25 protein-coding genes are annotated in these 25,137 nt (G+C 70.8%); 19 read left to right on the top strand and 6 right to left on the bottom strand.

Features of this window, described 5'->3' with window-relative positions; all coding sequences use genetic code 11:
- Positions 1 to 112 precede the first annotated feature (112 nt).
- Together OHA73_RS06745 and OHA73_RS06740 are read left to right on the top strand one after the other, a co-directional pair.
- Entirely contained in the window at positions 113 to 1,102 is a 990-nt protein-coding gene (locus tag OHA73_RS06745; protein ID WP_327654506.1) for an aminoglycoside phosphotransferase family protein, read from the top strand.
- 162 nt (positions 1,103 to 1,264) lie between these two features.
- Positions 1,265 to 2,407 (top strand): mandelate racemase/muconate lactonizing enzyme family protein, encoded by a 1,143-nt coding sequence (locus OHA73_RS06740; protein ID WP_327654505.1) that lies wholly within the window; start codon positions 1,265 to 1,267, stop codon positions 2,405 to 2,407.
- Between the two features lie 62 nt (positions 2,408 to 2,469).
- Here the strand turns inward: OHA73_RS06740 and OHA73_RS06735 are convergent, their stop codons facing one another.
- Positions 2,470 to 3,327: a PHB depolymerase family esterase gene (locus tag OHA73_RS06735; RefSeq protein ID WP_327654504.1), complete on the bottom strand. Its 858-nt coding sequence runs from the start codon at positions 3,325 to 3,327 to the stop codon at positions 2,470 to 2,472.
- Positions 3,328 to 3,489: 162 nt separating this feature from the next.
- The gene (locus OHA73_RS06730) at positions 3,490 to 4,560 is read right to left on the bottom strand and encodes an ArsR/SmtB family transcription factor (RefSeq protein ID WP_327654503.1); all 1,071 of its coding nucleotides are present in this window, start codon (positions 4,558 to 4,560) and stop codon (positions 3,490 to 3,492) included.
- A 205-nt stretch (positions 4,561 to 4,765) separates the two neighbouring features.
- On the opposite strand from OHA73_RS06730, the gene OHA73_RS06725 reads away from it, so the two are divergent.
- From OHA73_RS06725 to OHA73_RS06715, 3 genes are read left to right on the top strand one after another with little or no spacing between them, the layout of a single operon-like run.
- Positions 4,766 to 5,812, top strand: a complete 1,047-nt coding sequence (locus OHA73_RS06725) for a Bug family tripartite tricarboxylate transporter substrate binding protein (protein WP_327654502.1) — start codon at positions 4,766 to 4,768, stop codon at positions 5,810 to 5,812.
- The gene (locus OHA73_RS06720; protein WP_327654501.1) at positions 5,809 to 6,354 is read left to right on the top strand and encodes a tripartite tricarboxylate transporter TctB family protein; all 546 of its coding nucleotides are present in this window, start codon (positions 5,809 to 5,811) and stop codon (positions 6,352 to 6,354) included. Before OHA73_RS06725 ends, OHA73_RS06720 begins: the two co-directional genes overlap by 4 nt.
- A gap of 3 nt (positions 6,355 to 6,357) precedes the next feature.
- Positions 6,358 to 7,956: a tripartite tricarboxylate transporter permease gene (locus tag OHA73_RS06715; protein WP_327654500.1), complete on the top strand. Its 1,599-nt coding sequence runs from the start codon at positions 6,358 to 6,360 to the stop codon at positions 7,954 to 7,956.
- On the opposite strand, the gene OHA73_RS06710 is transcribed toward OHA73_RS06715, so the two are convergent.
- Complete coding sequence (locus OHA73_RS06710; RefSeq protein WP_327654499.1) at positions 7,914 to 8,564, bottom strand: TetR/AcrR family transcriptional regulator; 651 nt, start codon at positions 8,562 to 8,564, stop codon at positions 7,914 to 7,916. The two genes, OHA73_RS06715 and OHA73_RS06710, sit on opposite strands and share 43 nt — an antisense overlap.
- Positions 8,565 to 8,724: 160 nt before the next feature.
- On the opposite strand from OHA73_RS06710, the gene OHA73_RS06705 reads away from it, so the two are divergent.
- The 6 genes from OHA73_RS06705 (at position 8,725) to OHA73_RS06680 (ending at position 14,626) form a co-directional block, all read left to right on the top strand.
- A complete protein-coding gene (locus OHA73_RS06705; protein WP_327654498.1) occupies positions 8,725 to 9,597 on the top strand; it encodes an ABC transporter substrate-binding protein in 873 nt (290 codons plus the stop codon).
- The gene (locus tag OHA73_RS06700; protein WP_327654497.1) at positions 9,594 to 10,508 is read left to right on the top strand and encodes an amino acid ABC transporter permease; all 915 of its coding nucleotides are present in this window, start codon (positions 9,594 to 9,596) and stop codon (positions 10,506 to 10,508) included. The genes OHA73_RS06705 and OHA73_RS06700 overlap by 4 nt, the downstream gene beginning before the upstream one ends.
- Positions 10,505 to 11,302: an amino acid ABC transporter ATP-binding protein gene (locus OHA73_RS06695; protein ID WP_327654496.1), complete on the top strand. Its 798-nt coding sequence runs from the start codon at positions 10,505 to 10,507 to the stop codon at positions 11,300 to 11,302. Before OHA73_RS06700 ends, OHA73_RS06695 begins: the two co-directional genes overlap by 4 nt.
- A 49-nt stretch (positions 11,303 to 11,351) precedes the next feature.
- A complete protein-coding gene (locus OHA73_RS06690) occupies positions 11,352 to 12,650 on the top strand; it encodes an aminotransferase class V-fold PLP-dependent enzyme (protein WP_327654495.1) in 1,299 nt (432 codons plus the stop codon).
- A 72-nt stretch (positions 12,651 to 12,722) separates the two neighbouring features.
- Positions 12,723 to 13,109 carry a VOC family protein gene (locus OHA73_RS06685; protein ID WP_327654494.1) on the top strand — a complete coding sequence of 129 codons (387 nt, stop codon included), beginning with the start codon at positions 12,723 to 12,725 and terminating at the stop codon, positions 13,107 to 13,109.
- Positions 13,110 to 13,246: 137 nt separating this feature from the next.
- Positions 13,247 to 14,626, top strand: a complete 1,380-nt coding sequence (locus tag OHA73_RS06680) for an aminopeptidase C (RefSeq protein WP_327654493.1) — start codon at positions 13,247 to 13,249, stop codon at positions 14,624 to 14,626.
- Between the two features lie 8 nt (positions 14,627 to 14,634).
- Here the strand turns inward: OHA73_RS06680 and OHA73_RS06675 are convergent, their stop codons facing one another.
- Positions 14,635 to 15,315 (bottom strand): hypothetical protein, encoded by a 681-nt coding sequence (locus OHA73_RS06675; RefSeq protein ID WP_327654492.1) that lies wholly within the window; start codon positions 15,313 to 15,315, stop codon positions 14,635 to 14,637.
- A 73-nt stretch (positions 15,316 to 15,388) separates the two neighbouring features.
- Here OHA73_RS06675 and OHA73_RS06670 point away from each other — a divergent pair, with 73 nt between their 5' ends.
- Complete coding sequence (locus tag OHA73_RS06670) at positions 15,389 to 15,928, top strand: flavin reductase (RefSeq protein WP_327654491.1); 540 nt, start codon at positions 15,389 to 15,391, stop codon at positions 15,926 to 15,928.
- Positions 15,929 to 15,968: 40 nt separating this feature from the next.
- On the opposite strand, the gene OHA73_RS06665 is transcribed toward OHA73_RS06670, so the two are convergent.
- Positions 15,969 to 16,988: a helix-turn-helix domain-containing protein gene (locus tag OHA73_RS06665; RefSeq protein ID WP_327654490.1), complete on the bottom strand. Its 1,020-nt coding sequence runs from the start codon at positions 16,986 to 16,988 to the stop codon at positions 15,969 to 15,971.
- Between the two features lie 155 nt (positions 16,989 to 17,143).
- Between OHA73_RS06665 and OHA73_RS06660 the strand changes: the two genes are divergently transcribed.
- The 6 genes from OHA73_RS06660 (at position 17,144) to OHA73_RS06635 (ending at position 23,197) form a co-directional block, all read left to right on the top strand.
- Positions 17,144 to 18,616 carry an APC family permease gene (locus OHA73_RS06660; RefSeq protein ID WP_327654489.1) on the top strand — a complete coding sequence of 491 codons (1,473 nt, stop codon included), beginning with the start codon at positions 17,144 to 17,146 and terminating at the stop codon, positions 18,614 to 18,616.
- Positions 18,613 to 19,245 carry a response regulator transcription factor gene (locus tag OHA73_RS06655; RefSeq protein WP_266716410.1) on the top strand — a complete coding sequence of 211 codons (633 nt, stop codon included), beginning with the start codon at positions 18,613 to 18,615 and terminating at the stop codon, positions 19,243 to 19,245. The genes OHA73_RS06660 and OHA73_RS06655 overlap by 4 nt, the downstream gene beginning before the upstream one ends.
- Positions 19,246 to 19,251: 6 nt before the next feature.
- Positions 19,252 to 20,772: an ATP-binding protein gene (locus OHA73_RS06650; RefSeq protein ID WP_327654488.1), complete on the top strand. Its 1,521-nt coding sequence runs from the start codon at positions 19,252 to 19,254 to the stop codon at positions 20,770 to 20,772.
- Between the two features lie 125 nt (positions 20,773 to 20,897).
- A complete protein-coding gene (locus tag OHA73_RS06645) occupies positions 20,898 to 22,010 on the top strand; it encodes an acyl-CoA dehydrogenase family protein (RefSeq protein WP_266716414.1) in 1,113 nt (370 codons plus the stop codon).
- Positions 22,011 to 22,058: 48 nt separating this feature from the next.
- Positions 22,059 to 22,421, top strand: coding sequence for a hypothetical protein (locus tag OHA73_RS06640; RefSeq protein WP_266716416.1), 363 nt, complete (start codon positions 22,059 to 22,061; stop codon positions 22,419 to 22,421).
- On the top strand, positions 22,418 to 23,197 hold the full coding sequence (locus tag OHA73_RS06635) for an SDR family NAD(P)-dependent oxidoreductase (RefSeq protein WP_327654487.1): 780 nt from the start codon (positions 22,418 to 22,420) through the stop codon (positions 23,195 to 23,197). Before OHA73_RS06640 ends, OHA73_RS06635 begins: the two co-directional genes overlap by 4 nt.
- Here the strand turns inward: OHA73_RS06635 and OHA73_RS06630 are convergent, their stop codons facing one another.
- Complete coding sequence (locus tag OHA73_RS06630) at positions 23,198 to 23,653, bottom strand: MerR family transcriptional regulator (protein WP_267071709.1); 456 nt, start codon at positions 23,651 to 23,653, stop codon at positions 23,198 to 23,200.
- 24 nt (positions 23,654 to 23,677) lie between these two features.
- On the opposite strand from OHA73_RS06630, the gene OHA73_RS06625 reads away from it, so the two are divergent.
- Positions 23,678 to 25,132 (top strand): DHA2 family efflux MFS transporter permease subunit, encoded by a 1,455-nt coding sequence (locus OHA73_RS06625; protein ID WP_327654486.1) that lies wholly within the window; start codon positions 23,678 to 23,680, stop codon positions 25,130 to 25,132.
- The last annotated feature ends 5 nt before the right edge of the window (positions 25,133 to 25,137 follow it).

The raw sequence follows: 25,137 nt of genomic DNA, 5'->3' as shown, positions 1-25,137 counted from the left end.
CGGCTGAAGGTGATCTGGCTCAAGGTGTACGTACATTTAAGACCGCTCCGGTGTTGGGGTAGCCGGGGAAAACGGGGTGCGGCGGGGTGGTGCGAGGCGTGAAGGTGTGTGGATGCGTCCACCCATCGACACCGCCCTGACCCGCAGACTCGTCGACGCACAGTTCCCGCAGTGGGTCGGCCTGCCGCTGGAGCGTGTCGAACCGGGTGGCTCGGACCATGTCATCCACCGGCTCGGCACCGAACTCGCGGTGCGGATGCCCCGGCACCCCGGGCCGCTCGGCGGCCTGGACAGGGAGTTCGCCTGGTTGCCCCGGCTCGCCCCGCACCTGCCCCTCGCCGTGCCCGTCCCGGTGGCGCAGGGCCGTCCCGGGTTCGGCTACCCCTGGCCCTGGTCGGTCTCCCGCTGGCTGGACGGCGAGACGGCTGACGCCGGGAAGTTGGGCGACGACGCCGCCGTCGCGGGTGAACTGGCCGAGTTCCTCCGTGCGTTGTGGGACTTCGGTCGGATCCACCGGCCCGCACCGGGGCCCGCCGCGGTCCCGCCCCCGGAGCCACTTGCGGACCGTGACCGTGCCACGCGCGCGGCGATCGCGCAGGCCGCGGACGCCTTCGACGCGGAGGCGATGACCGAGGTGTGGGACGCGGCGCTGGCCGCCGAACCGTGGAACCGGCCGCCCGTATGGGTCCACGGTGACTTCCACACCGGCAACCTGCTCACCGCGGGCGGCCGACTCGACGCGGTGATCGACTTCAGCGGCCTGGCCTTCGGGGACCCCGCCACCGACCTGATGATGGCCTACTCGTTGATGACGGCGCCCAGTCGGGCGGTCTTCCGTACCGCCCTCGGGGTGGACGACGCCACTTGGGCGCGCGGCCGCGGCTGGGGTCTGACGGGCGGCCTCATCGCGTACGCCGCGTACGCCCACGAGTCGCCGGGGATCGCTGCGGTGACCACGCGTCAGATCCGGGCCGTGTTGGAGGACTTGGCGGCATACCCCGCAATGGGCCGAGGGGCGCGTGACCGCAGTCGCGTGATTGATGTGCCGTGGGTATCGCGAGATCCAGAAAGAGTGTTGGACGCGAATCACCCGCAGCCGTAGCGTCCTCTCAATCCCAGTGACTCCCTTCAAGAGGGCGCGCGCGGGCGTTCAAGGGCCGCATTCCTTCCGTGCGTACAACGCCGTGCGTACACGCCTGTCGGTGCGAGCCGAGCGACGAAGGCGGCACCGCCCGGCGGAAGTTGACGGAAGGAGATCAGCAGCATGACGCTGGACGACGCGGGGCCGGTCATCGAGTCGATCGACATTCTGCGCGTGGCCATCCCTTACGACAGCGGGCGCCGGCGCCCTGCCACCGCGGGGGACACGACACTGAACGCGGCCGCCGCGTCGGTGGAGCGCATGGAGTGCCTGCTGGTGAAGGTCGTCGACTCCGACGGGCGGACCGGTTGGGGCGAGGCGTTCGGGCACGCCGTGAACCCGGTGACGTTCGCCGCGCTGCGCGACCTGGTCGGTCCGCTGTACCTCGGCACGCCTGCCCGCCCCGGCGCGGCCCCGCAGGCGGACCACGCGCTGCACGCCTTCGGCCGCTCGGGCCCCGTGCTGTTCGCGCAGTCGGGGATCGACATCGCCCTGTGGGACCTCGCCGCGCAGCGCGCCGGACTTCCGCTGCGCCGACTGCTCAACCCGCACGCCGCCGACCAGGTCGAGTCGTACGCCAGCCTCATGGTGTACGACAACGAGCCGGAGGAGGTCGCCCGACGCACCAAGTACGCGGCGGAGCAAGGGTTTTGGGGGGTCAAGCTGCACGAGACCGAGTACGAGGCGGTCGCCGCCGCGCGCGCCGTGCTGCCGGACGGCGTCGAGCTCATGGTGGACGTCAACTGCCCCTGGACGCCGGACGAGGCCGAGCGCCGGACGGAACGGCTGCGGGACCTCGACCTGACCTGGCTGGAGGAGCCGGTCTTCCCACCGGACGACGCGGCCGCCCTCGCCCGGCTGCGGGCCACCGGCGTCCCGGTCGCGACCGGCGAGAACGCCTCGGGGCCCGCCGGTTTCGCCGCGCTCTTCGCGCTCCGGGCCTGCGACGTGGCGCAGCCCAGCGTCTCGAAGATCGGCGGCATCAGCGGACTCCTCGAGGTCGGCCTGCTGGCGAGGACACACGGCGTACGCGTCGTGCCGCACAACTTCGCCTTCGGACCGGCCACCCTCGCCACCGCCCAGTACCTGGCCGCGTACCAGCCCGCCACGCGCCTCGAAGTCCCGCTCGTGGCTTGGCCCGTGCGGCTGCACGAGGCCCAGGCGTGGGAACCCGTGACCCGCCTGTCCGACGACCCCGGCCTCGGCTTCGTACCCGACCAGGGCGTCCTCGACGACCACCTGATCGACTCCGCGCGCCTCGCCTGAAGACGATCGTCTGGAGAAGACTGCCTGAAGAAGAACTGGCGTCTTCCCGACCGTTCCTCGGTTCAGCGGCCCTCGAACACGCCCGCGGTGAAGGCCCGGACCTCGTCCAGGACGCCCATTCCGTTGTGCGCGACGCCCGCAACGAGGTCCAGGCGGGCGTCGATTCCCAGGGAGCGGTAGTTCTCGTACAGCGCCGTGATGCGCTCGACCCGGGTGCGGCCGACCGCGTCCGCGCCGTCCATCCAGTTGGTGTCGCCGGGGTTGTTGATCTCCCACGTCTCGGTGTCCTCCGAGCCGACCACCAGATGCACCGGCACCTCGCGGATCCGGTCCAGGTCCACGGGCGCCCCGAAGCGTTCCTCGAAACCGCGGGTGCCGAGCCACCATTCGCGCTCCGGGTCGATCAGGGTGACCCGGCCGGGGGCGCCGATCGACACCCCGGCGAGGCGGTCGGGGTGCAGCAGCAGGAAGCGGTGGGCGTACTGGCCGCCGCCGGAGAATCCGTGCAGCACGAAGCGTGAAGCATCGATGCGGACGCGCTCCGCCGCCTCCTCGACGATGGCGAGCAGCGCCAGGTCGAAGCGGACGCCCTCGTGCTCCATGAATTTGAAGTTGTGCAGGTCGTCCGGGTCGCTGCCGAGTCCCGCGGGGAAGAGCGGGGCCAGCACCACGATGCCGTGCTCCTCGGCGAAGTCGGCCAGCGCGTCGCGGTATTGGGGGCCGGTGCGGCCGGTGCCGTGCTGAATGACCAGGAGCGGCAGGGGGTGCTCGGCGGTGTGGTGTGCGGCCGGTACGTACAGGCAGTACGACAGGCGCTGGTCGTAGCGGGACGCGAACTGGGTGGTGGCTCCGGTGACGTAGAAGTCGGCGGTCGACTTGGTGCGTGACCCCTTGGGCGTGGTGGTGCTCGGCGAGCTCATGCGGCGGGACCTCGATCGTGGTGCGGCGGTGATCGGTGTACGGGTGGGTGGACGCCGGCCTTGAGCGGGTCGCGGCGTTCGGCCGTCAGCGTCGCCGGTGCCGCCGGGCCGCCTCAAGGAGATTGCCGCAGAGGTGTCAATGACCGTGTGGGCTACGCCTGTTCAGCGGTGCAGCGCCGCGAGCAGGTCGGCGCCGAGATTGCGGACCGCCTCCTGGTCGAGCTGGTAGTGGACGCGCGCGCCCCGCCGGTGCGTGACCACCAGACCCGACTCCCGCAGGCGCCTGAGGTGCCGGGACATCTGAGGCGGTGTCATCCGGTACTGCGTGGCCAGCTCGGTGGTGGTCATCGCCTCGCGCAACAGGGTCCGGCAGAGGTCGACACGGAGCGGCTCGTGCAGCACCTTCAGGCGCTCCCGCACCACGTCGAGGGAGGGCGGCCCGGCCCCGTCCCCGCCGCGCACCGGGTACTGCACGACGATCGGGAACCCCGGATAGTGCTTGATCGCCACATGCGGGTTGACGTGCAGGGACGGCACGAGCAGGCACGGTGTGCCGGACAGTGGCACCCGCGCCTGGTACAGCTTCTCGAACTCCACCCGCGGCGGATCGGTGAGCACCCGCGCCGTCGGGAAGCCGGCCAGGACCGCGGCGCCGTCCTGCCTGTGCTCCTGGAAACGGCCCCTGACCTCGGAGCCCAGCGGGCCCGCGAGCCGCTCCCACTCCGCCCCGAACCACTGCTCACCGGCCAGGTGGAGGAACTCCGTGAGCGTCTCCCGCAGCCCCTCCGGGTCCGAGAGAAGCCGCGCGCCCAACGTGAACCGGTCCTCCGCGTGCTGCCGCAGCCGCGCCAGGAACCGGCCCGGGTCCCGCAGTGCCTCTTCGGGGGGTGGTGTGTTCTTGCCCAGCAGAGCCTGCGCCGTCATCCCGGTGAACTCCTCGCGGGGCAGCGCGGTGATCTCCCCGATCTCCTCCGCGAGTTCGCGCTCCCCGTTCGCCGACAGGGGCAGCAGATAGCGCGCCCGGAACGCGCCCCACAGCGGTGACAGGGCCGCCGCCCGGTCGAGCAGAGTGGGTTCGGCGTCCTGCCGTACGGCGTCCGCCCAGCGTCGGCTCGCCGGATGGTGGCCGGGTGTCTGCAGGGCGTGGAGGCAGGCGCAGAGCTCGGCGAGCGGGGAGACCCTGGGGGCCACGAACCGGCTCGCCGCCGGGCCGAGTTCGATCACGACGGGCATCCGTCAACCCTTGAGGATTGATCGGTTGGTGTCAATCCTCTTGCCGTCGCGACGGCCGGGCACGGAAGATCCAGGCCACTCGCGCCCTGCATGTTCACGCCACCCTTCCCCCCTCTGTGCTCTTCTGCTCACGACACACGTCACCGCCACAGTCCCAGCCACAGTCCCCGTCCATGTCACTCGTCGCCGTGCTGGAGTCCCCGCCATGCCTCTGCTCTCCCGCAGCCCCCGACCACCGGGACCGAATCGGCGCGGGCGGGCCGCCCTCGGCGTGCTGCTCGCCACCGCCCTCACCACAGGCCTCGGCGGGTGCGCGGTCGGACCGGTCGACTCCGGTGCGGCCGTCGTCGGCTACCCCTCCCGTGGCCTGTCGATCCTCGCCCCCGGCAGCGTAGGAGGAGGCTTCGACTCCCGGGCCCGCGGCATCGGAGGCGCCCTCACGGGCTGCGGTGTCACCGACGAGGACGTCACCGTCAGCAACGCGCCCGGCGCCGCGGGCACCATCGGCCTCGCCCGGATCGCGGGCCGCGCCGACGACCCGTACCAGCTGATGACCATGGACACCGTCACCCTGCTCGGCGGCGAGATCCAGAACCACTCGCCGGTCTCCCTCACCCGGCTCACGCCGATCGCCGGACTCACCGTGTCCACCACCGCGATCGTCGTCCCGGCCAAGTCGCCCTACCGCGACCTCCCTTCCCTGATCCGCGCCACCGCGAAGAAGCCCCGAGCCACCAAGTGGGTCGGCGGATCCCTCGGCGGCCCCGACCACATCACCGTGGCCTCGCTCGCCCAGCGTGTGCACCTGGCGCCGGACCGTCTCACGTACGTGCCCACCGGCGGTGGGGGAGAGGTCCTCAACATGCTGCTGAGCGGCGTCGCCACGGCCGGGCTCTCCACGCTGTCCGAGATCCGCCCCCAGGTGGAGGCGGGCAAGCTGCGCATCCTCGCGGTCTCCGGCGGGAGTTCACCGAAGGACCTCGGCTCCCCGCCGACGCTCGACCGGCTCGGGTACGGCGACGATGCCGTGGACGCCATCGGAGGTGTCATGGCGCCACCCGGGCTCAACGCTTCCGAGCAGCGCGCCGTCGTCCGGCTCGTCGACAAGATGCGGCACACGAGTTGCTGGAAGAAGACCCTGCGCGAGAACGACTGGGACGAAGTCTGGCTCCCCGGGCGGAAGTTCGGCGACCTGATCTCCCGTCAGCAGAAGCAGGTCGGCGCCGTACTGAAGGAGGTCGGTCTCGGATGACCCCCACCACCCCCACCCCGAACCCGTCGGCGGCGGAGTCCGCCATCCGTCCGCCCGGCACCCGTCCGCTCGGTCCCCGCATCGCCGCGCTCGCCTTTCTCGCCACCGGAATCGCCGTCCTGGCCCTCGCCTTCGCGATCCCCACCCCGGCGCTCGCCGAGGGCACCGATGTCGGGCCGCGTGCCTTTCCGCTGCTGATCGGCGCCGGACTCACCGTCACCGCCGCGGTCAACGCCGTCCAGTGCTTCCGCGGCAGCGACCCCGCCCAGGACGAACAGGCCCGCGAGGAGGCCCGCGTCACCGAATGGCGCCCGGTCGTGCTGCTTCTCGCGACGCTCGCCGCGTACGTCCTCACGCTGGAGTTCTTCGGCTACTGGCAGACCACCGCAGTGCTCTTCGTCGCGGTCGCCCGGATCCTCGGCAGTCGCCGCATCCGCCGCGACCTGCTGATCGGACTCGTCCTCGCGCTGGCGACGTATCTGCTCTTCGACCAGCTGCTCGGCATCCACCTCCCGCCCGGCTACCTGCGATGGGACCTGTGACCCATGGACGTGCTCTCCCACCTGGGTGACGGCTTCGCCCACGCCTTCAGCCCGCTGCACCTGCTGCTCGCGCTCGGCGGCTGCGTCCTCGGCTCGCTGGTCGGCGTGCTGCCCGGACTCGGTCCCGCCACCACCGTCGCGCTGCTCCTCCCGCTCACCTCCGTCGTCGACCCGGTCGGCGCGCTCGTGCTCTTCGCGGGCATCTACTACGGGGGCATGTACGGCGGTTCGACCACCGCGATCCTGCTCAACGTTCCCGGGGAGACGGCCTCCGTGCCCACCACCCTGGAAGGGCATCCGATGGCCCGCGCGGGCCGCGGCGGGGCGGCGCTCGCCACCGCCGCGATCGGCTCCTTCGTGGCCGGAACGCTCTCCACCCTCGGCATCACGTTCGCGGGCCCCGCCTTCTCCTCGATCGCCGAACACATCCAGCCCGCCGAGTACTTCGCGATCCTCGTCCTCGCCTTCGCGACCGTCACCGCGGTCGTCGCCGACGCACCGGTGCGCGGACTGTGCAGCCTCTTCCTGGGCCTCGCCATCGGCCTCGTCGGCATCGACAGCCTCACCGGGCAGGCCCGCTATACGTTCGGTGTGCCCGAGCTTTTCGACGGTGTCGCGCTCGTCGCCATCGCGGTCGGCCTCTTCGCGTTCGCCGAGGCGCTGTACACCGTGGCCCGGCTGAGGAGGGCCCCGGACCCCGAACCGCTGCCGCTGCGCGGCCGGATCGGCATGACACGGCAGGACTGGCGCCGCTCCTGGAAGCCCTGGCTGCGCGGCACCGCCCTCGGCATGCCCATCGGCGCACTGCCGGCCGGCGGCGCGGAGATCCCGACCTTCCTCAGCTACAACCTGGAACGGCGGCTCACCAAGCACCCCGAACAGTTCGGCAAGGGCGCCATCGAGGGGGTCGCCGGACCGGAGGCCGCCAACAACGCCGCGTTCTCAGGTGTGTTGGTGCCGCTGCTCACCCTCGGCATCCCCACGTCGGCGACCGCGTCCATGCTGCTCGTCGCCTTCCAGATGTACAACGTGCAGCCGGGACCGCAGCTGTTCGAGACCCAGCCGACGCTGGTGTGGACCCTCATCGCGAGCCTCTACATCGGCAACGTGGTGCTGCTCCTCCTCAACCTCCCCATGATCCCGCTCTGGGTGAAGCTGCTGAAGATCGACCGGCCGCTGCTCACCGCCGGCATCCTCGTCTTCGCCGGCCTCGGCGTCTACGCGCTCGCCCAGAACCCCTTCGACCTCGCGGTCGCCGTCGTGTTCGGCCTCCTCGGCTTCCTGCTGCGCCGCACCGGCTACCCGCTGGCCCCGCTGGTCCTCGGCGTGGTGCTCGGGCCGATGACCGAGACCCAGTTCCGCCGCGCCCTCACCCTCGCCGAGGGCGACTGGACCGTCTTCGTCACGCGCCCGGTGTCGGCCGCGGTGCTCGGCTTGGCGGCGCTGGCACTCATCGGACCGGTGCTGGTGCGCCGGAGGGGAGCCAAAGGAACCAGTGGGGCCAGTAGTGCTCATGAGGTCGAGGGGGCCGTGGGGACCGAGGAAGTCGAGGAAGCCGCTCAGCCCGAATCCGCGTCCACCCACCCCCGCACCGCCCCGTAGTACGCCCGGGTCAGGCGGCGTACCACCGCCGCCTCGTCCAGGCCCGTCGCGACGAGGTCCAGGATGTCGCGGGGGTCGAACATGATGTTGTAGAGGAACAGCGTGTGGTCGAAGTGCTCGTCGGCGACGCCGAGTTGGCGCATCGCGGCGCGGATCGGCCGCTCCCAGATGTCACGGACCGCGGTGATCACGTGGTCCTGTGCCTGTAGCCGGGCCAGGAAGCCCTGCCGTGAGCGGACCTGGACGGTGGCCGCGCCGTGCCTGCGCACGAGCCGGACCCGCTCGGCCGCGACCGCCTCGAAGAGGGCGGTGCCGGTCTTCGGGCAGTCGTGGCTGAAGTTCCGCAGCTCGACGATGGTGCTGTAGACGTACGCCGAGATCAGCTCTTCGAGCGTGGAGAAGTACCGGTAGGCCGTGGCCGTGGAGAGGCCGGCCTGCCGGGCGACGAGCGGCATGGACACCGACGCGGGTTCGGACTCGAGGATGGCGCCCACCGCGTCGAGCAGCTTGTTGCGGTTGCGGACGGCGTCCTGACGCGGGCCGCGGCTCCGCCCCGCCGGTTGGCCGGTGCTGTTCAGGGTGGCCTCCGAGGTCCGTCCGTACGCCATGAGTCATGAGATCCGAGTCTTACTTCCCGGCAGGCTATCTCATCCCGTCATCCGAACTCCTCTGCGTTCAAGGTCTTGACGGGCGGGCCCGTATGCCTTCAACTCATTCACTAAATGAGACTGCTCTCGCAGTTCTGTGTCCATCGCAGAGGAGACCGGTGTGAAGAGAGCCAAGCTCCTGCGTCCGGCCCTCACGGCCGTCGCGCTCGCCCTCACCCTCGCGGCCTGCGGCGCGGACCCGGTGGCGCGCAACGTCGCCGACTCCCATCCGCTCCACCGCCTGCTGCCCGAGCACGTACGGCAGTCGGGGAAGCTGAAGATCGGCGGCAGTACGAACGTCGCTCCGTACCTGTACCGGGACGGCTCCGAAATCACCGGATTCGAGAAGGAGTTGATGGACGCGCTGGGCGAAGAGCTCGGCGTGGAGATCGAGTTCTACGACGCCGGGTTCACCGCGCTCGTGCCGGGCCTCCAGTCGGGGAAGCTCGACGTGGCGATGGGGGACTTCACCGACACCAAGGAGCGGCAGCAGGCCGTGACCTTCGTCGACTACACGACCTCGTACCAGACCCTGTTCGTGCAGAAGGGGAATCCGAAGCGGCTGAAGACCGCGGACGACCTGTGCGGCACCACGGCCGCCGCCACCGTCGGCAGTCTCTCCGGTGAGCTCGCCGCACAGCAGGACACCACCTGCCGGAAGGCGGGCCGGGCCGGTGTGAAGCTCATCGAGATGGACAACGCGGCCGCCACGATGATGCAGGTGCGCACCGGCCGGGCCGACTCGGTGGTCATCGACTACGTCATCGGCCGCTACGTCGCCGAGCACAGCGACGCGGGTGACGTGGCCGGATCCCCCTTCTACGAACAGTTCCACGGCGCGGCCGTACGCAAGGACGACGCACCCCTTCGCAAGGCGCTCGGCGCCGCATTCGAGGAGATCATGCGCAACGGAAGCTATGAACGGATCCTGAAGCACTGGGACATGGGGCAGCTGGCGATGGACTCTCCACGCGTGAACGCGGCCACGTCATGAGCGCCCCGACCGTCCCGTCGCGCGCCCTCGACATCGAAGCCGCCGCCGCGCTGCCCGTCACCCCGGTCCGCAGGCCCTGGCAGTGGGCCGCGAGCGCGGTGGTCATCGCGCTGCTCGCCCTGCTCCTCGTATCGGTCGCGGGCAACTCCAACATGGGCTGGCCGGTGGTCGGCGACTATCTCTTCGACGCCGACATCCTGCACGGCATCGGCTGGACCGTGCTCCTCACCGTGGTGTGCATGGCGCTCGCCGTCGTCATCGGGGTCGTGGTCGCCGTGCTGCGGACGTCGGGCAACCGGGCCCTGTCCGCGGCCGCCTCACTTTTCGTGTGGTTCTTCCGCGGTACGCCGCTGCTCGTCCAGCTGATCTTCTGGTTCAACCTGGCCCTGGTCTTCCCCGAGTTGGGGCCCGCGATGTTCTTCGGGCAGGGTGCCGGCGGCATCGACACCAACGACGCCATCGACTGGTTCACCGCGGCCCTCCTCGCCTTCGGCCTGCACGAGGGCGCCTACATGGCGGAGATCGTGCGCGGCGGCTTCCTCGCCGTCGACCGAGGACAGATCGAGGCCGCCGAATCCATCGGCATGACGAGCGGTCAGCTGCTGCGGCGCGTGCTGCTGCCGCAGGCCCTGCGGGTGATCGTGCCGCCGTCGGTGAACCAGTTCGTCAACCTCTTCAAGGCCACGTCTCTGGTCGCCTTCGTCTCAGGGCTCGACCTGCTCTCCGCCGTCCAGCACATCTACGCCACCAACTACGAGGTCGTCCCGCTCCTGATCGTCGCGAGCCTCTGGTACCTGGCGCTCGTCTCCCTGGCCACACTCGGCCAGCACGTGCTGGAGAAGCGGCTCAACCAGGGCTACGGGCACGCGCGCGTGCAGGAACGCAAGAACCCGAAGGAGGCCGCCGCATGACCGGCATCAGCACCGGCACCGCCACCGTCTCCGGCACCGCCATGGTGCAGGCCCGTGGGATCACCAAGTCGTACGGCTCGCTGACCGTCCTCGACGGCCTCGACTTCGACGTCGACCGCGGTGAAGTGGTCTGTCTGCTCGGCCCGTCCGGGTCCGGCAAGAGCACCCTGCTGCGCTGCCTCAACCGGCTGGAGCGGCCGGACGCGGGCGTGGTCGGCGTCGACGGCGAGATCATGGGCTACCGACGCGAGAGCGCCCGGCTGCTCGAACTGAGCGGGAGGCAACTCGCCCGTCAGCGCGCCGACATCGGCATGGTCTTCCAGCGCTTCAACCTCTTCCCGCACCGCACGAACCTCGAGAACGTCGTCGAGGGGCCGCTGCTCGTCCGCAAGGAGCCGCGCGAAGCCGCTCTCGCACACGCCCGGCAGCTGCTCGCGCGCGTGGGTCTCGCCGACAAGGTCGACGCGTACCCCAATCACCTCTCCGGCGGGCAGCAGCAACGCGTCGCCATCGCCCGCGCGTTGGCGATGCGCCCGAAGTTGATGCTGTTCGACGAGCCCACCTCCGCCCTCGACCCGGAACTGGTCGGCGAGGTCCTCGCCGTGATGAAGGACCTCGCCCGCGACGGCATGACCATGATCGTGGTCACGCACGAGATGGGCTTCGCCCGTGAGGTCGCCGACCGGGTCATCTTCATGGACGGCGGCAAGGTGGTCGAGCAGGGCCCGCCCGGCGAGGTGATCGACAACCCGCGCGCCGAACGCACCCGCGCCTTCCTCGCGCGCATGAACTGACCCGTCTACTCCTCAATTCACCATTCTTCGCTACGACTTGGAGTCATCCGTGCCCCGCACCACCCCCGAAGCGCGCCCCTTCTCCGCTAAGACCATGGACTACGTACGGTCCCAATTCGCCCATCTGGAAAGGGACATGCACGGCGCGGACCGGCTCTTCTTCGAGAACTCCGGTGGCTCGCTGCGGCTGCGCGCCGCCGCCGAGCGCGCGCTCGACGTGTCCCTCTCGCCGGACAGCAACTCCCGCCCCACGCGCGTCGCCCGCGACCTCGCCCGCGTGCAACAGCAGGGCGAGCAGGACCTGTTCGCCTTCTTCAACGGCGATCCCGACGGGGCGCTGCTGCCCACCGCGACGGCCTCCCAGGGCATGTTCGCGATCGTCCGCGTCATCACCGACCACGTGCCCGGCACGAACATCGTCACGACGGCCATCGAGCACCCCTCGTCCTTCGACTCCTGCACCCGCGACGCCGAACGCACCGGTCAGGAACTCCGCGTCGCGCCCGCCGACCAGGAGACCGGAGGCATCGACCCGGCGGCCGTCGCCGCGCTCGTCGACGAAGGCACCTCGCTGGTCTCCGTCATCGCCACGTCCAACATCACCGGGGCCGTCACCGACATCCCGGCGGTCGTGGCGGCGGTGCGGGCCAAGAACCCCGACGCGTACGTGATCACCGACGGCGTCCAGTACGCCCCGCACGGCGTCGTCGACGCACAGGCGTGGGGCGTCGACGCCGTGAACATCGCCCCGTACAAGATGTTCGGCGACCGCGGCAACGCGTTCACCTACCTCTCGCCGCGGCTCGCGCGTCTCCCGCACGACAAGCTTGCCGCCGCGAGCGCCGAAACCTGGGCCGTCGGCAGCTCCGCGCCCGCCGTCTACGCCGGTTTCTCGGCGATCGTCGACTACCTCGCCACGGTCGGTGACACCGCGCCCGGCACCGACCGCCGCACCGCCCTCGTCGCCGGAATGCGGGCCGTCCACGCCCACGAACAGGCCCTCCTCCACACCCTCCTGGACGGTACGGAGCACCAGCGCGGCCTGCGCCGGATCCCCGGTGTCCACGTCCACTTCGCCGACCGCGCCGCCACCCTGCCGCGCGACCTGATCGTGCCCCTCACCTTCGACGACCTGTCCTGCGCCGACGCCGTACGCGCCTACGAGGAACGCGGCGTCATCGTCTACGAGCGGGTGGCGAGCAGCCCCTACTCCGAGCGCATCCTGCGCGCGGTGGGCCTGGAGGGCGTCGTCCGTGTCTCCCCGCTGCACTGCCACACCCTGGAGGAGGCCGAGCGGTTCCTGAGGGTGACGCAGGAGATCGCGGAGAAGGGGCGCGCCGGGGAATAGCCCTTGCCGCCGCGTGGCTGCTGGACTAGGTAGTCCATGACCGCGCAACCGACAGGAACGGGGACCCCACCCATGCGAGTCAAAGCTCTCGATCACCTGGTGCTGAACGTGGCCGACGTCGACAAGTCGCTGGAGTTCTACACCGGCCGACTGGGGCTCGCGCCCGAGCGGGTGGAGGAGTGGCGGGCCGGGAAGGTGCCGTTCCCGTCCGTGCGGATCGACGACAGCACGGTCATCGACCTGTTCGCCACCCCGCGGGTCGAGTCCAACGTCGACCACTTCTGCCTCGTCGTCGACCCCCTGGACTGGCAGGAGGTCATCGACTCGGGGGCGTTCGAGGTCCTGGAGGGTCCCGTGCCGCGCTGGGGTGCGCGGGGTCAGGCGCAGTCGGTGTACGTCAAGGACCCGGACGGGAACACGGTCGAACTGCGGTGGTATCCGCAGGACGTCGAGGGCTGAGTGGTGGACCGACGATCATGAACACCGGTCCGTTGACTGGCTAGAACGGTCGTGCGACGGTGAGAGCGCGTTGCCCCTTTTACCTGCCCAGGCCCCGTGTGAGCACGGGGCCGCTTCAAGAATGGGAAGCGGACACTGTGACGCTCGGACATGACCACACCTCTCACTCCACCGACGCTCCGGCCGACAGCGACCGCAGTCTGACCCCGGCACAACTCGAGTCCTACGAGAAGGAGTTCGCCGCCCGGCCCGCGAACCGGCTGATGCAGAACGCCGTGACGCAGACGACGGTGGACGACATAGCCCTGGACCGGCGGATCGTCACCGCCATCGACCACTCGGTCTCGCACCACCTGGACGACTGGAAGGTCACCAACCAGAAGCGCAGCGGCCGCTGTTGGATGTTCGCCGGGCTCAACCTGCTGCGCGTCGGCGCCGCGGAGAAGCTCGGCGTGAAGGACTTCGAGTTCTCCCAGAACTACGTGCTGTGGTGGGACAAGTTCGAGCGCGCGAACCACTTCCTCGAGAGCGTCATCGACACCTCCGACCGCGATGTCGACGACCGTACGGTGGCACATCTGCTCGGCGACCCGATCAGCGACGGCGGGCAGTGGAACATGTTCGTGGCGCTGGTCGCCAAGCACGGCCTGGTGCCCAAGTCGGCGATGCCGGAGACCGAGAGCTCGTCGGCGACCGGGCCGATGAACCGGGCCCTGATGAGCCTGCTCCGCCAGGGCGCCCGTGATCTGCGCGGCGCGGTGGCGGAAGGTGTGGAGGCGCAGCGCGCACGCAAGGCGGAGGTGCTCGGCGCCGTCCACCGCGTGCTCAGCATCCACCTCGGCACACCGCCGCAGACGTTCCTGTGGCAGTGGCGGGACAAGGACCAGGAGTTCCACCGCGAAGGCTGGATGACACCGACCGAGTTCGCCGAGGCGTACGTACAGATACCCCTCGACGAGTACGTGTGCCTCGTCCACGACCCGCGCGAGTCGAGCCCGGCAGGACGCACCTTCACCGTCGAGCACCTGGGCAATATCGTCGAGGCCCCGCCCGTGGTCTACCTCAACGCGGACATCGACCTGCTGAAGCGCCTCACCATGGAGGCAGTCGTGAGCGGCGAGCCCGTCTGGTTCGGCTGCGACGTCGCCCAGCAGATGCGCCCCGACCTCGGCATCTGGGACGCCGAGCTCTTCGACTACGAGTCCGTCTACGACGCGTCGTTCGAGCTCGACAAGGCGGACCGGCTCCTCCACCACGAGACCCAGATGACCCACGCGATGCTCTTCACCGGCGTCGACGTGGTGGACGGCACGCCGCGCCGCTGGCGGGTCGAGAACAGCTGGGGCGAGGAGAAGGCCGACAAGGGCTTCTGGACCATGAACGACTCGTGGTTCGGCGAGCACGTCTTCGAGGTCGCGGTCCGCCGCTCCGCGCTTCCGCCGGAGCTCTCCGCCGCCCTCGACGAGCCGCCGATCGTGCTGCCGGCCTGGGACCCGATGGGCGCGCTCGCCGACTGACCCGGTCGTCAGGGGAGCACCGGTGAGTCCGGGGACATGACGACGGCCTCCAGGTCCGGGTGCCCGAGCACCTGCTCCGCCGTGGCGGCGGAGCAGGCGATCCACGTCGCCGTGAGATCGGTGTCCCCGTGCACGAACCAGGAGCGGTCGGCGGGCCACCACAGGTCGGGTACGAGGGCGTTGGCCACATCGGCGCCCTCGCCGATCTCACCCGCGACCGTCATGGCGAGGGCGGTCACCGAGGCGACCGGGCCGCGGAACACGGCGTACTCGCGGTGCGGGAGTTCGAGGCGGGGCGCGCCCGTGATGTCGACGGCCGGTCGCGCCTGCCACGACACGGTGCTCGTCCCGCTCACGAGCAGGGCACTCACCGTGCCGTCGTCGAAGTAGCCGCACCCCTCCCACACCCCGAAGTAGCAGTCGTCCGGTGTGTCCGTGCACCCCTCCAGGACCGACGCCAACGGCGCGGCCAGCGGGCCCGGCAGCGTACCCTCGCCCGGCCCGTCGTCCCCGTCCGTGTCGTCGTCCTCGTCGCACCCGGCCGGATGCAGCACGCGTACGTACCGCTCGTACCCGGCGGGCAGCAGCGAGCCGACCATGCCGGCCGCGAAGTCCGGCAGCGCGGCGCGGACCCATGCGGCCGGGGTCAGGTCATGGCAGAGCGTCAGCCCTGCGGGGAGTGAAGGCATAGGGGAAATCCTTAAGGAAACCGAAGGAACTCTCAATATCGCAGGCCACCTGCCGCGCCCTACGGTGACAGCCATGACACCCGTGACTCGCAGGGCAGCGTCGGACCAACTCACCTCGAACCAACGATCGTTCCGTGACGCGATGGCGAACCTCACCGCAGGCGTCAACATCGTCACCACGGACGGACCGCGCGGTCGCGCCGGCATCACGGTGAGCGCGGCCTGCTCCGTCACCGACGACCCACCCACCATGCTCGTCTGCATCAACCGGTCGAGCCGCAGCCACGACCTGTTCACGGAGAACGGGCGGGTCTGCGTCAACGTCCTCGGCCCCGACCACGCCGATGTCGCCAAGGCCTTCGCGGGCGGCGTGCCCGCCGAGGAACGCTTCGCGGCCTGCGGCGACGTATGGGACCACACACTCGCCGATGTGCCGGTACTCAAGGGCTCCGCCGCCTCCGTCGTCGGGCGCGTCGCAGGCACCGCCGAACACGGTTCGCACACCGTGATGTTCATCGAGGCGGAGCGGGTGCTCGTCGGGGAGGACGGGGCGGGCGCGCTCGTCTACTTCCGCCGCCAGTTCCACTCGATCCCCACGTCGCTGACCGCGTGACGGGCGCGCGGCAGCACCGCCGGGAGCGACCTCACGGATGTCACCCGTCGGCCTCCGCGCCGATGCGGCCGTGAGGGTCCTGCCCCGCGAGCGCCTGGCGGCGGAAGTCGCGCGGCGTCCGGCCGTACGCCGTCTTGAACACCCGGCTGAAGTGGCGGCCGTCCAGCAGCCCCCAGCGCGCGGCGATCATGCCGATGGGCCGCCGGACCGCCGCCGGATTGGCCAGGTCCCGCGCACACCGCTCCAGGCGGCGCGTCCGGATCCAGCCCGCGACCGTCTGGTCCTCGGCGGCGAACAGCTTGAACAGATAGCGGCGGGAGATCCCGTGCGCCTCGGCGATCGAGTCCGGCGTGAGGCCGGGGTCCGGGAGGCGGCTGTCGATGTGCGCGCGGATCCGAAGCATCATCGCGTGCCCCGGCTCCGCGGGCGCCGCACGGTCGAGGCGCTCCGACACCAGCGCCGTCATCAGGGACGCCGCCCCGTCCGCGAGACCCGCCGCCGCTGGCCCCGCGCAGGTCCTGGCCTGCTCGCCGAGGGAGCGCAGGAAGGGCCCCACCACGGCCGCCACCCCGCTCTCCCCGGTCAGCCGGCGCGCCGTGAGGCCGCGCACCGCCTCGGGCCGCACCGGCAGCATCGCCCGCGGCACCAGCATCAGCACGGTGCGGAAGGCGGTGTCGTAGCGGAACGCGTACGGGCGCGTGGTGTCGCAGATCGCGAGGTCGCCGGGGCCCAACGCCCCCTGCGCGCCGTCCTGTTCGACGACACACGTGCCCGCGACCTGGAGGGCCACCTTGTAGTGGTCGTCCTCGCTCCGCGCCGTCAGCCGCTCGGTGCGCCGCACCCGCAGCGGCCCCGCGCTGATGGAGCCGAGCAGAAGCTGCCCCAGCGCGTCGCAGGTGGCCGTGCCGTGAAAGGCGCCCGCCGCGACCGGCCGCGTGTCGAGCCCGCCGAACACGTGCGACATCTCCTGCGCCCAGTGGTCGAAACGGTCGTCCCGGGCGACGCCGTCGGTCGTCACGTACCCCGTGGTCATGTACTCGGTCGTCACGTACGAAGGCATGCTGCGCTCCACCTGCCGGAGGACTTTGGATCAACGTAGTCCGCACTTGCGTGCATGCAAAGGCGGTAACGGATGCACGTACCCGCACTCCGGGGTCGCCCGCCGCGCGCACAGTACGACCCGACCCCACCGAACTCCGGCCGCAAGGAGACCTCGTGACCGTGCAGTCCGCAGGACCGGATGCAGGACAGCAGCCGCGCACCCGGCTGCGCAAGGGCGCCGTGGGCGTGACCGGCATGGTGTTCTTCGTGCTGTCCGCGCAGGCGCCCCTCACCGGCGTCGCGGGCACCCTGCCCATCCCGCTCGGCCTCGGCAACGGCGGCGCCGCGCCCGCCGTCTATCTCGTGGTCGGCGTCATGGTCGGCCTGTTCGCCGTCGGGTTCATCGCGATGAGCCGGCACGTGACCGACGCCGGCGCCTTCTACGCGTACGTGACACGCGGCCTCGGCCGGCCGCTCGGCGTCGGCGCCTCGCAGGCGGCGATCCTCTGCTACAGCGCGACACAGGCCGCGCTCTACGGCCTGTACGGCGTGGTGGCGCAGGGACTCGGGCAGCGCTACCTCTCGCTCGATCTGCCGTGGTGGGCGTGGACGCTCGCCACGATGCTCCTCGTGCAGGCGCTCGGTTCCCTCAACATCGAGCTCGGGGCGCGTCTGCTCGCCGTGCTCGTCGTCGCCGAGACCTCGGTGCTGCTGCTGTTCGCGGGCCATCAACTCCTCAGCGGCGGCGGCCCGCACGGCCTCGACATCGCCGGGTCGTTCGCCCCGTCCGCCTTCTTCACCGGCGCGCCCGGCGTGGCGCTGACCTTCGCGATCGGCTGTCTCCTCGGGTTCGAGTCGACCGCCCTGTACGCGAAGGAGGCACGGGACCCCGCGCGCACGGTGCCCCGGGCCACCTATGTGTCGGTCGCGGTGATCTCGCTGTTCTTCGCCCTCGTCTCCTGGATGATCGTGAGCTACTACGGCGCCGACCGGGTGCAGGGGGCGGCGCTCGACGCGCTGCGCGAGGGCGATGCCACGTCCGTCGTCCTCACACCCCTCACGGACACGCTCGGCGGCTGGGCCGGTGATGTCACGCAGATCCTGCTGGCCAGTTCGCTGCTCGCGGGCGTCGTCGCCTTCCACAACGGGATCAACCGCTACTTCCACTCGCTCGGCCAGGCCGGGGTGCTGCCCCGCGGGCTGGCCCGCACCAACCGGCACGGGGCGCCCTACGCGGCGAGCCTGGCCCAGACGGTGCTCGCCGCCGTCCTCGTCGTGCCGTTCGCCCTCGCCGGGGCCGATCCGGTGCTCACGCTGCTGACCTGGGGCGGCGGCGTCAGCGTGCTCGCCCTGATGCTGCTGTACCTGCTCACCTCGGTGTCCGTGATCGTGTTCTTCCGCAGGACGCGGCTCGATGGGAGGATCTGGCACACCATGCTCGCCCCACTGCTCGCGATCGCCCTGCTGTGCGGCGCGACCGTACTGGCGCTGCGCAACTTCACCACCCTGGTGTCCGCGTCCGGTACCACGGCGCTGATCCTGGAACTGACCGTGGTCGCGGTGTTCGCCGGGGGAGTGGTCCTCGGCCGCCTGCGACCGGGTGATGGGGTGGAGGCACGTACGCACGAAGGAAGCGAGGAATCATGACAGGTGAACCGGCGGCCGACCTCGTCTACGTGCTCGACGACGACGAGCAACTGTGCCTCTCCCTGGCCTGGTTGCTGGAGTCCGTGCACATCAGGACGGAGTGGTTCACCGACGCCGACGCCTTCCTCGACGCCTTCGACCCGGACCGCCCGGCCTGCCTCGTCCTCGACGTACGCATGCCGGGCATCGGCGGATTCCACGTACAGGAACTCCTCAACGCCCAGGGCGCGGCGCTGCCCATCGTCTTCGTGTCCGCGCACGGCGACATCCCCATGTCGGTGCGCGCCCTGCAGGCCGGGGCCGTCGACTTCCTGGAGAAGCCCTACGATCCCCAGCGACTGCTCGACATCCTGCAGAACGCCCTGCGGGAGGCGGGCGAACGCTACGCGCGCCGAACCGAGCAGCGCTCCCTGCGCGAGCGGATCACCCACCTCAGCCCGCGCGAACGCGAGATCCTGCGCCAGGTCGTCGAGGGCATCCCCAGCAAGGTGATCGCGCGGCAGCTCGGCATCAGCCTGAAGACGGTCGACGCCCACCGTGCGCGCATCCGCGAGAAGACGGACGCCGACACCCTCGGCGCGCTCATCGGCGACATGATGCGCTGCGGCCTGCGCCCCGAGGAGGTGTGACGCCCGATGCCCGCCACCGCCGACCTCGCCTGCCCCGACCTGACCCGACTCTTCGAGGCCGTCGACCACTGCGTCCTGGTGCACGACGCCCGCACCAAGGACATCCTGTGGGCCAACCCCGCCGCGCGCACCGCGCTCGGCTTCACCCTCGACGAGCTGAAGCCGCTCAAGGCCCCCGACATGAGCTCCAACGCGGCGCAGTACGCGCGGCACATCGGCGTCGCCTGGCTCCAGCGCGCCGCCGACGAGGGCCGCAGCCGCATCGAGTGGTGCTACCGGTCGAAGTCCGGCACCGACATCCTCAGCGAGGCGCTCGCCAAGCGCGTGGAACTGTCGGTCGGACCCGTCGTCATGGTGCAGTTCCGCGACATCGCGGAGGAGAAGGCCACCCGCCGCGACCTCACCCGCACCGAGGCCAGGTTGCAGGCGTTCCTGCGCAACCTCGACGAGGGCATCGTGGTGCTCGACGACGACGGCCGGATCGTCTTCGCGGGCGAATCCGCGGGCATCCTGCTCGACCGGGACCCCGACGCCATGCTCGGCACGGACTTCACCGAGTTCCTCGCGGCCGATTCGAGCGCCGTCCTGCGCGACGTACTGAAGGACACCTCACGCGGCGGCCGCCCCACCGACACCCGCTACCGGCTCTCGGTCCCCGACGGCGCGGGCGGCGGCCCCGACCGCTGGTTCGCGGCGCGCTGCCAGTACATCGACATCGAGAACGACCTGCGGGGCCTGCTGCTCCTCTTCCACGACATCACCGACACGGTGCACACCGAGGAGGAACACCGGCGCGACGCCCAGTACCTCAACCACCTGGCCCGCTACAACGCCATGGGTGACATGGCGATGGCCATCGCCCACGAGGTCAGCCAGCCCATCGCGGCCGCCCACAACTTCGTCGCGGGAGCCCTCGGCCGCATCGACGACACCCCGGAGCCCGGCTCGCTGCGCTGGGGCCTCGACCACGCCACCCGCCAACTGGAGCGAGCCACCACCATCCTGTCGAGCCTGCGCGCCTACGTGGTGCGCCTGGAGGACGCGAAACAATCCGCCGACGTGAACGACATCGTCGCCGACTGCGCGTACTTCGTCGACGTACGGGCCAGGGCGCACCAGATCGCCGTGCGCTGGGAACGCACGGAAGCGGATCTGCCCGTCAGCTGCGAGAAGGTGCTCATCGGGCAGGTCGTCATGAACCTCGCGTTCAACGCCCTTGAGGAGATGGCCCGTTGGCCCGACGAACCGGGGCAGGTCACCATCGCCACCCGCAGGGACGCCGACTGTGCGGAGGTCGAGGTGCGCGACACCGGCGGCGGACTGCCGGCATCGTCGGACGGACGGATCTTCGACGGCGTGTTCACCTCGAAGGGCAACGGTCACGGTATCGGCCTCGCCCTGAGCCATCGCATCATCACCCGCCACGGTGGTGAGATCGAGGCGTTCCCCAACTCCCCGCGCGGCACCGTCTTCCGGTTCCGGCTGCCGCTGAGGGGAGCCGCGGGCGCCGGGGGCCCCGGCTCGTAAACGATCAGGGAAATCCCCTACACGTCCCTACTGATTCCCAATTGTTGGCGCAGAAGGCCGCACCTAGTTTTGTCCGTGAAACGAGTTCGAGCGATCAACTCGCCGGTCAGGCAGGGGAATGACGCATGACGCAGACATTGGACAACGTGCTGGACCTGGTGGCCGAGCGCAGGGCGGAATTCGAGGCGGGGCGCCACGTACCGCGCGACATGATCGCCGAATTCAAGAAGGCGGGCCTCTACCGCGCCAGCGCGCCCCGCCGTTTCGGCGGCGAACCGCTGCCACCGGCCGAATTCCTGCGCCTGATCGAGCGGATATCGCGGGTCGACGGATCGGCCGGCTGGGTCGCGAGTTTCGGCTCCTCCCTGATCTATCTCGCGGCGCTGCCGCTGGAGACCCAGAAGAAGCTGTACGCGGACGGGCCCGACGTCGCCTTCGCCGGCGGCCTCTTCCCCGTCCAGCCCGCCGAACCGGTCGACGGCGGCTACCGGATCTCGGGCCGCTGGAAGTTCGCGAGCGGCTGCAAGGGCGCCGACGTCCTCGGCGTCGGCATCAAGGTCGGCGAGGACCGGGCGGGCCGGCCGCGCACCGCGGTGCTGCGCCCCGAGGACGTCGAGATCGTCGAGAACTGGGACGTCATCGGGATGCGCGGCACCGGCAGCCACGACCTCGCCGTCGACGGCGTCGTCGTCCCCGAGGAGTGGACCTTCGTCCGCGGCGGCGAGCCGACCGTCGACGAACCGCTCTACCGCTACCCGGCCGTGCCGTACGCGGCGCAGGTCCTCGCCGTCGTCGGCCTCGGCGTGGCGCGCGCCGCGCTCGACCAGGTCATCACCGAGGGCGGGCGCGCCAGTTACACCGGAGGTCCTGTCGCCGCCGACCGGGCCGCGTACCGGATCGCGGTGGGCCGGGCGGAGGCCCGGCTGCGCTCGGCCCGCGCCTTCTTCTACGAGATCACCGAAGAGGTGTGGGAGACCGTGCTGAGCGGCGATCCGGCCACCGCGCACCAGGCCAGCCTGCTGCGGCTCGCCTCCACGGCCCTCGCGCAGGACTCCTTCGACGTCGCCCGCACCGCCTACCAGCTCGCGGGCATCCGGGCCATCGCGGACGGCAGCCCGATGCAGCGCTATCTGCGGGACGCCTCCGTGGTGCCGCAGCACGCGTTCCTTCAGGAGGGCCTGTACGACGGGGCGGGGGCGGTGCTCATGGGCGTCGACCCGTTCCCCGGCTATCTCTGAACCCAGTCCGGCCAGTTCCGAACCCTGCTCACGAAAGGCGACCCCACCATGTCCACTTCCCCCCAGGCACCCCTGCGGGTGCTGTTCTGTATCGGCGTCAACCAGAACTTCTTCGACCTGCCGACCGGGCAGGGCAAGGCAGTCTGGGACGGCTTCACCAGCATGCTGCGCCAGCTGCACGAGCTGCCGGGCGTCAACGTCATCGGCACCATCGACGACGACCAGCACATGGTCGGCCCCTCCGGATCCTGGCCCTGGACCAGCTATGTCCTCGCCGACGTCGTGGACCAACCGACGGTCGCCGCGGCCTGCAACCTCTTCCGCACCGTGCAGGTCGGCGAGTACGGCCTGTGGCGGTACATGAAGATCGAGGCCCGCGTCGGCCGCCCGCTGCCGGACGTGACGAAGTGAGCCCGGAGGGTGTGGGGGAGCGCTGGGAGGACGACACGCACCGCGTGGTCCTGGTCACCGGGGCGGCCGGCGGCCTCGGCGGCTGCATCGCCGCGCGTTTCTACGACCACGGGTACCGGGTCGCCCTGGCCGACCTCGACGAGGAGGCCGCCGCCAAGGCCGCGGCCGAGCTCGACCCGACCGGCGAGAACACCGTCGGCCTCGCCCTCGACGTCCGCGACAAGGAAGCCTTCGCCCGCGCCCGCGACCGGCTCGTCGAACAGTGGGGCGCGGTGCACGTCCTCGTGAACAACGCCGGGCACTCCAAGGTCGAGTCACTCATGGACATCACCCCGGAGAGCTTCGCCGCCGTGGTGGAGACCAACATGCACGGCACCTTCTTCGGCTGCCAGGTCTTCGGCTCGTACTTCGCCGAGCGGGGCTACGGACGCATCGTCAACCTCGGTTCGCTCGCGGGCCAGAACGGCGGCACGGCGACCGGCGCCCACTACGCGGCGGCCAAGGGCGGCGTCGCCACGCTCACCAAGGTCTTCGCCCGCGACCTCGGCCCGCGCGGCGTCACCGTCAACGCCGTCTCGCCGGGCCCGCAGGACCTGCCGGTGGTGCGCCGCACCGTGGACCCGGACAAGCTCGCGCAGATGGAGACGGTGATCCCGGTGGGCCGCCTCGGCCGCCCGCAGTTCATCGCCGACATGGTCGTCCTGCTCTCCGCCGAGCACGCCGACACGGTGACCGGCGCGTGCTGGGACGCCAACGGGGGTCTGTTCATGCGGTGATCACGGCAGCCGGGGGTCGACCGGGGCCCACAACCGGTCGGCCTCGCCCGCGGCCATGCTGTCCCGGTAGACGTCGATCTTGTGGTCGATCATCTTCAGGTTCTCCCGGGTCTCCGCCAACTTGGCCAGCACCTCGGCGCGATGGGCCTCGAGCAGCGCCAGCCGCTCCGCCTCGTTGCCAGGACCGGCCGCGACCAGTTCGGCGTAGACGCGGATGCCGCGGATGGGCATGCCGGTGGCGCGCAGTTTGGTGCAGATGACGATCCACTTGAGGTCGAGCTCCCGGTACCGGCGGCGATTGGTACTGGTGCGGTCGACGGGGCTGACGACCAGGCCCGCGCGCTCGTAATAGCGCAAGGTGTGCACGCTGACCCCGGTGCGGCGGGCCGCCTCGGCGATGCTCACGCCTGCTGCGGGGATGGCTCGGGACGTGGATTCGGGCTTGATTTCGAGCACGCTCTCAATTCTAGCGTCGCGGTCATGAGTTCCTCCTTGCGCTCTCCCACGGCGGCGGTCGGCGACCCGGGCCCGCGCCGCAAGTCCCTTGTCCTGGCGATCTGTTGCCTCAGCATCGTGGTCGTCGTGATGGACATCTCCATCGTCAACGTCGCGCTTCCCGCGATGCGCCGCGACCTGGGCGCCTCCGAGTCCGGCCTGCAATGGACGGTCGACGCCTACACGTTGGTGCTGGCCGCGTTCCTCGTCCTGGCCGGATCCACCGCCGACCGGTTCGGCCGCCGACGGATCTTCCAGTGCGGCCTGGCCGCGTTCGGCCTCGGCTCGCTGCTGTGCGGCCTCGCGCCGGGCATCGGCTGGCTCATCGCCGCGCGTGCCGTGCAGGCCGTCGGTGGCACGATGCTCAACCCGGTGGCCATGGCGATCGTCGCGAACACCTACACCGGCGCCGCCGAACGGGCCCGCGCCATCGGCGTGTTCACCTCGATGTCGGGCCTCGCCCTCGCGCTCGGCCCGATCGTCGGCGGCGGCCTGGTCGACACGTTCGGCTGGCGGGCCGTCTTCTGGGTCAACGTCCCGATCGTGGCGGTGGCGATCGTGTGCTCCGCGCTGTACGTGCCCGAGTCCCGCGCCGCCCGCGCCCGCCGGTTCGACCCCGTCGGACAGGTGCTGATCGTCGTGGTCCTGGGCAGCGTCGTCTACGCGATCATCGAGTCCGGGGCGCTTGGCTGGACTTCCTGGCCCATCGTCGGGCTGCTCGCACTCGCCGCGTTCGGCACGGCAGGCCTCGTCGGATACGAACTGCGGCGCAGCGACCCGCTGTTGGAGCTGCGCCTGTTCCGCAGCGTGCCGTTCAGCTCGGCGATCGTGACGGCGCTCCTGGCGCTGTGCGGGTTCGGCGCGTTCCTGTTCGTCACCACCCAGTACCTGCAGGACGTACGCGGTCTGCCGCCGGTCACGGCCGGTCTCTGCCTGCTCCCGGTCGGAGTGCCGGTGCTCCTGGTGTCAAGGCGCATCGGGCGCATGGTCGGTGCGCGCGGCCCCCGGCTCCCGTTGGTGATCGCCGGAGGCGCCCTGGCCCTCGGCGGCGGCCTGTCGCTGGGGCTCGGCCCGGACACTCCGCTCGTCGCGGTTCTCGCGGTCTACCTGTTGTTCGGTGTCTTCGTCGGCGCGGTCAACCCGCCCATCAGCAACTCGGCGATCTCCGGTATGCCGCGCTCGATGGCCGGCCTGGCCGGGGCGCTGGCCTCCACCGGACGGCAGGCAGGAACCACCCTGGGTGTCGCCGTCTCGGGCGCGGTGATGGGCCCGCATCTCGCGGGCGGCGGCGCGGAGTTCACCGGTGCCGCACACGGAGTGTGGTGGCTCGTCCTGGCCCTCGGCGCGGGTGTCGCCGTCCTCGGCGTGCTCGCCTCCAGCGCGTGGGCGCGCGGCACGGCCGTGCGGGTGGGTGCGGCGGCCGGGGCGCCGCACCCGTGAGCGAC

Source organism: Streptomyces sp. NBC_00483, from assembly GCF_036013745.1.
Classification (GTDB): domain Bacteria; phylum Actinomycetota; class Actinomycetes; order Streptomycetales; family Streptomycetaceae; genus Streptomyces.
The sequence above is the reverse complement of the archived record's forward strand: the minus strand, read 5'-3'. Positions and strand labels throughout refer to the sequence as shown.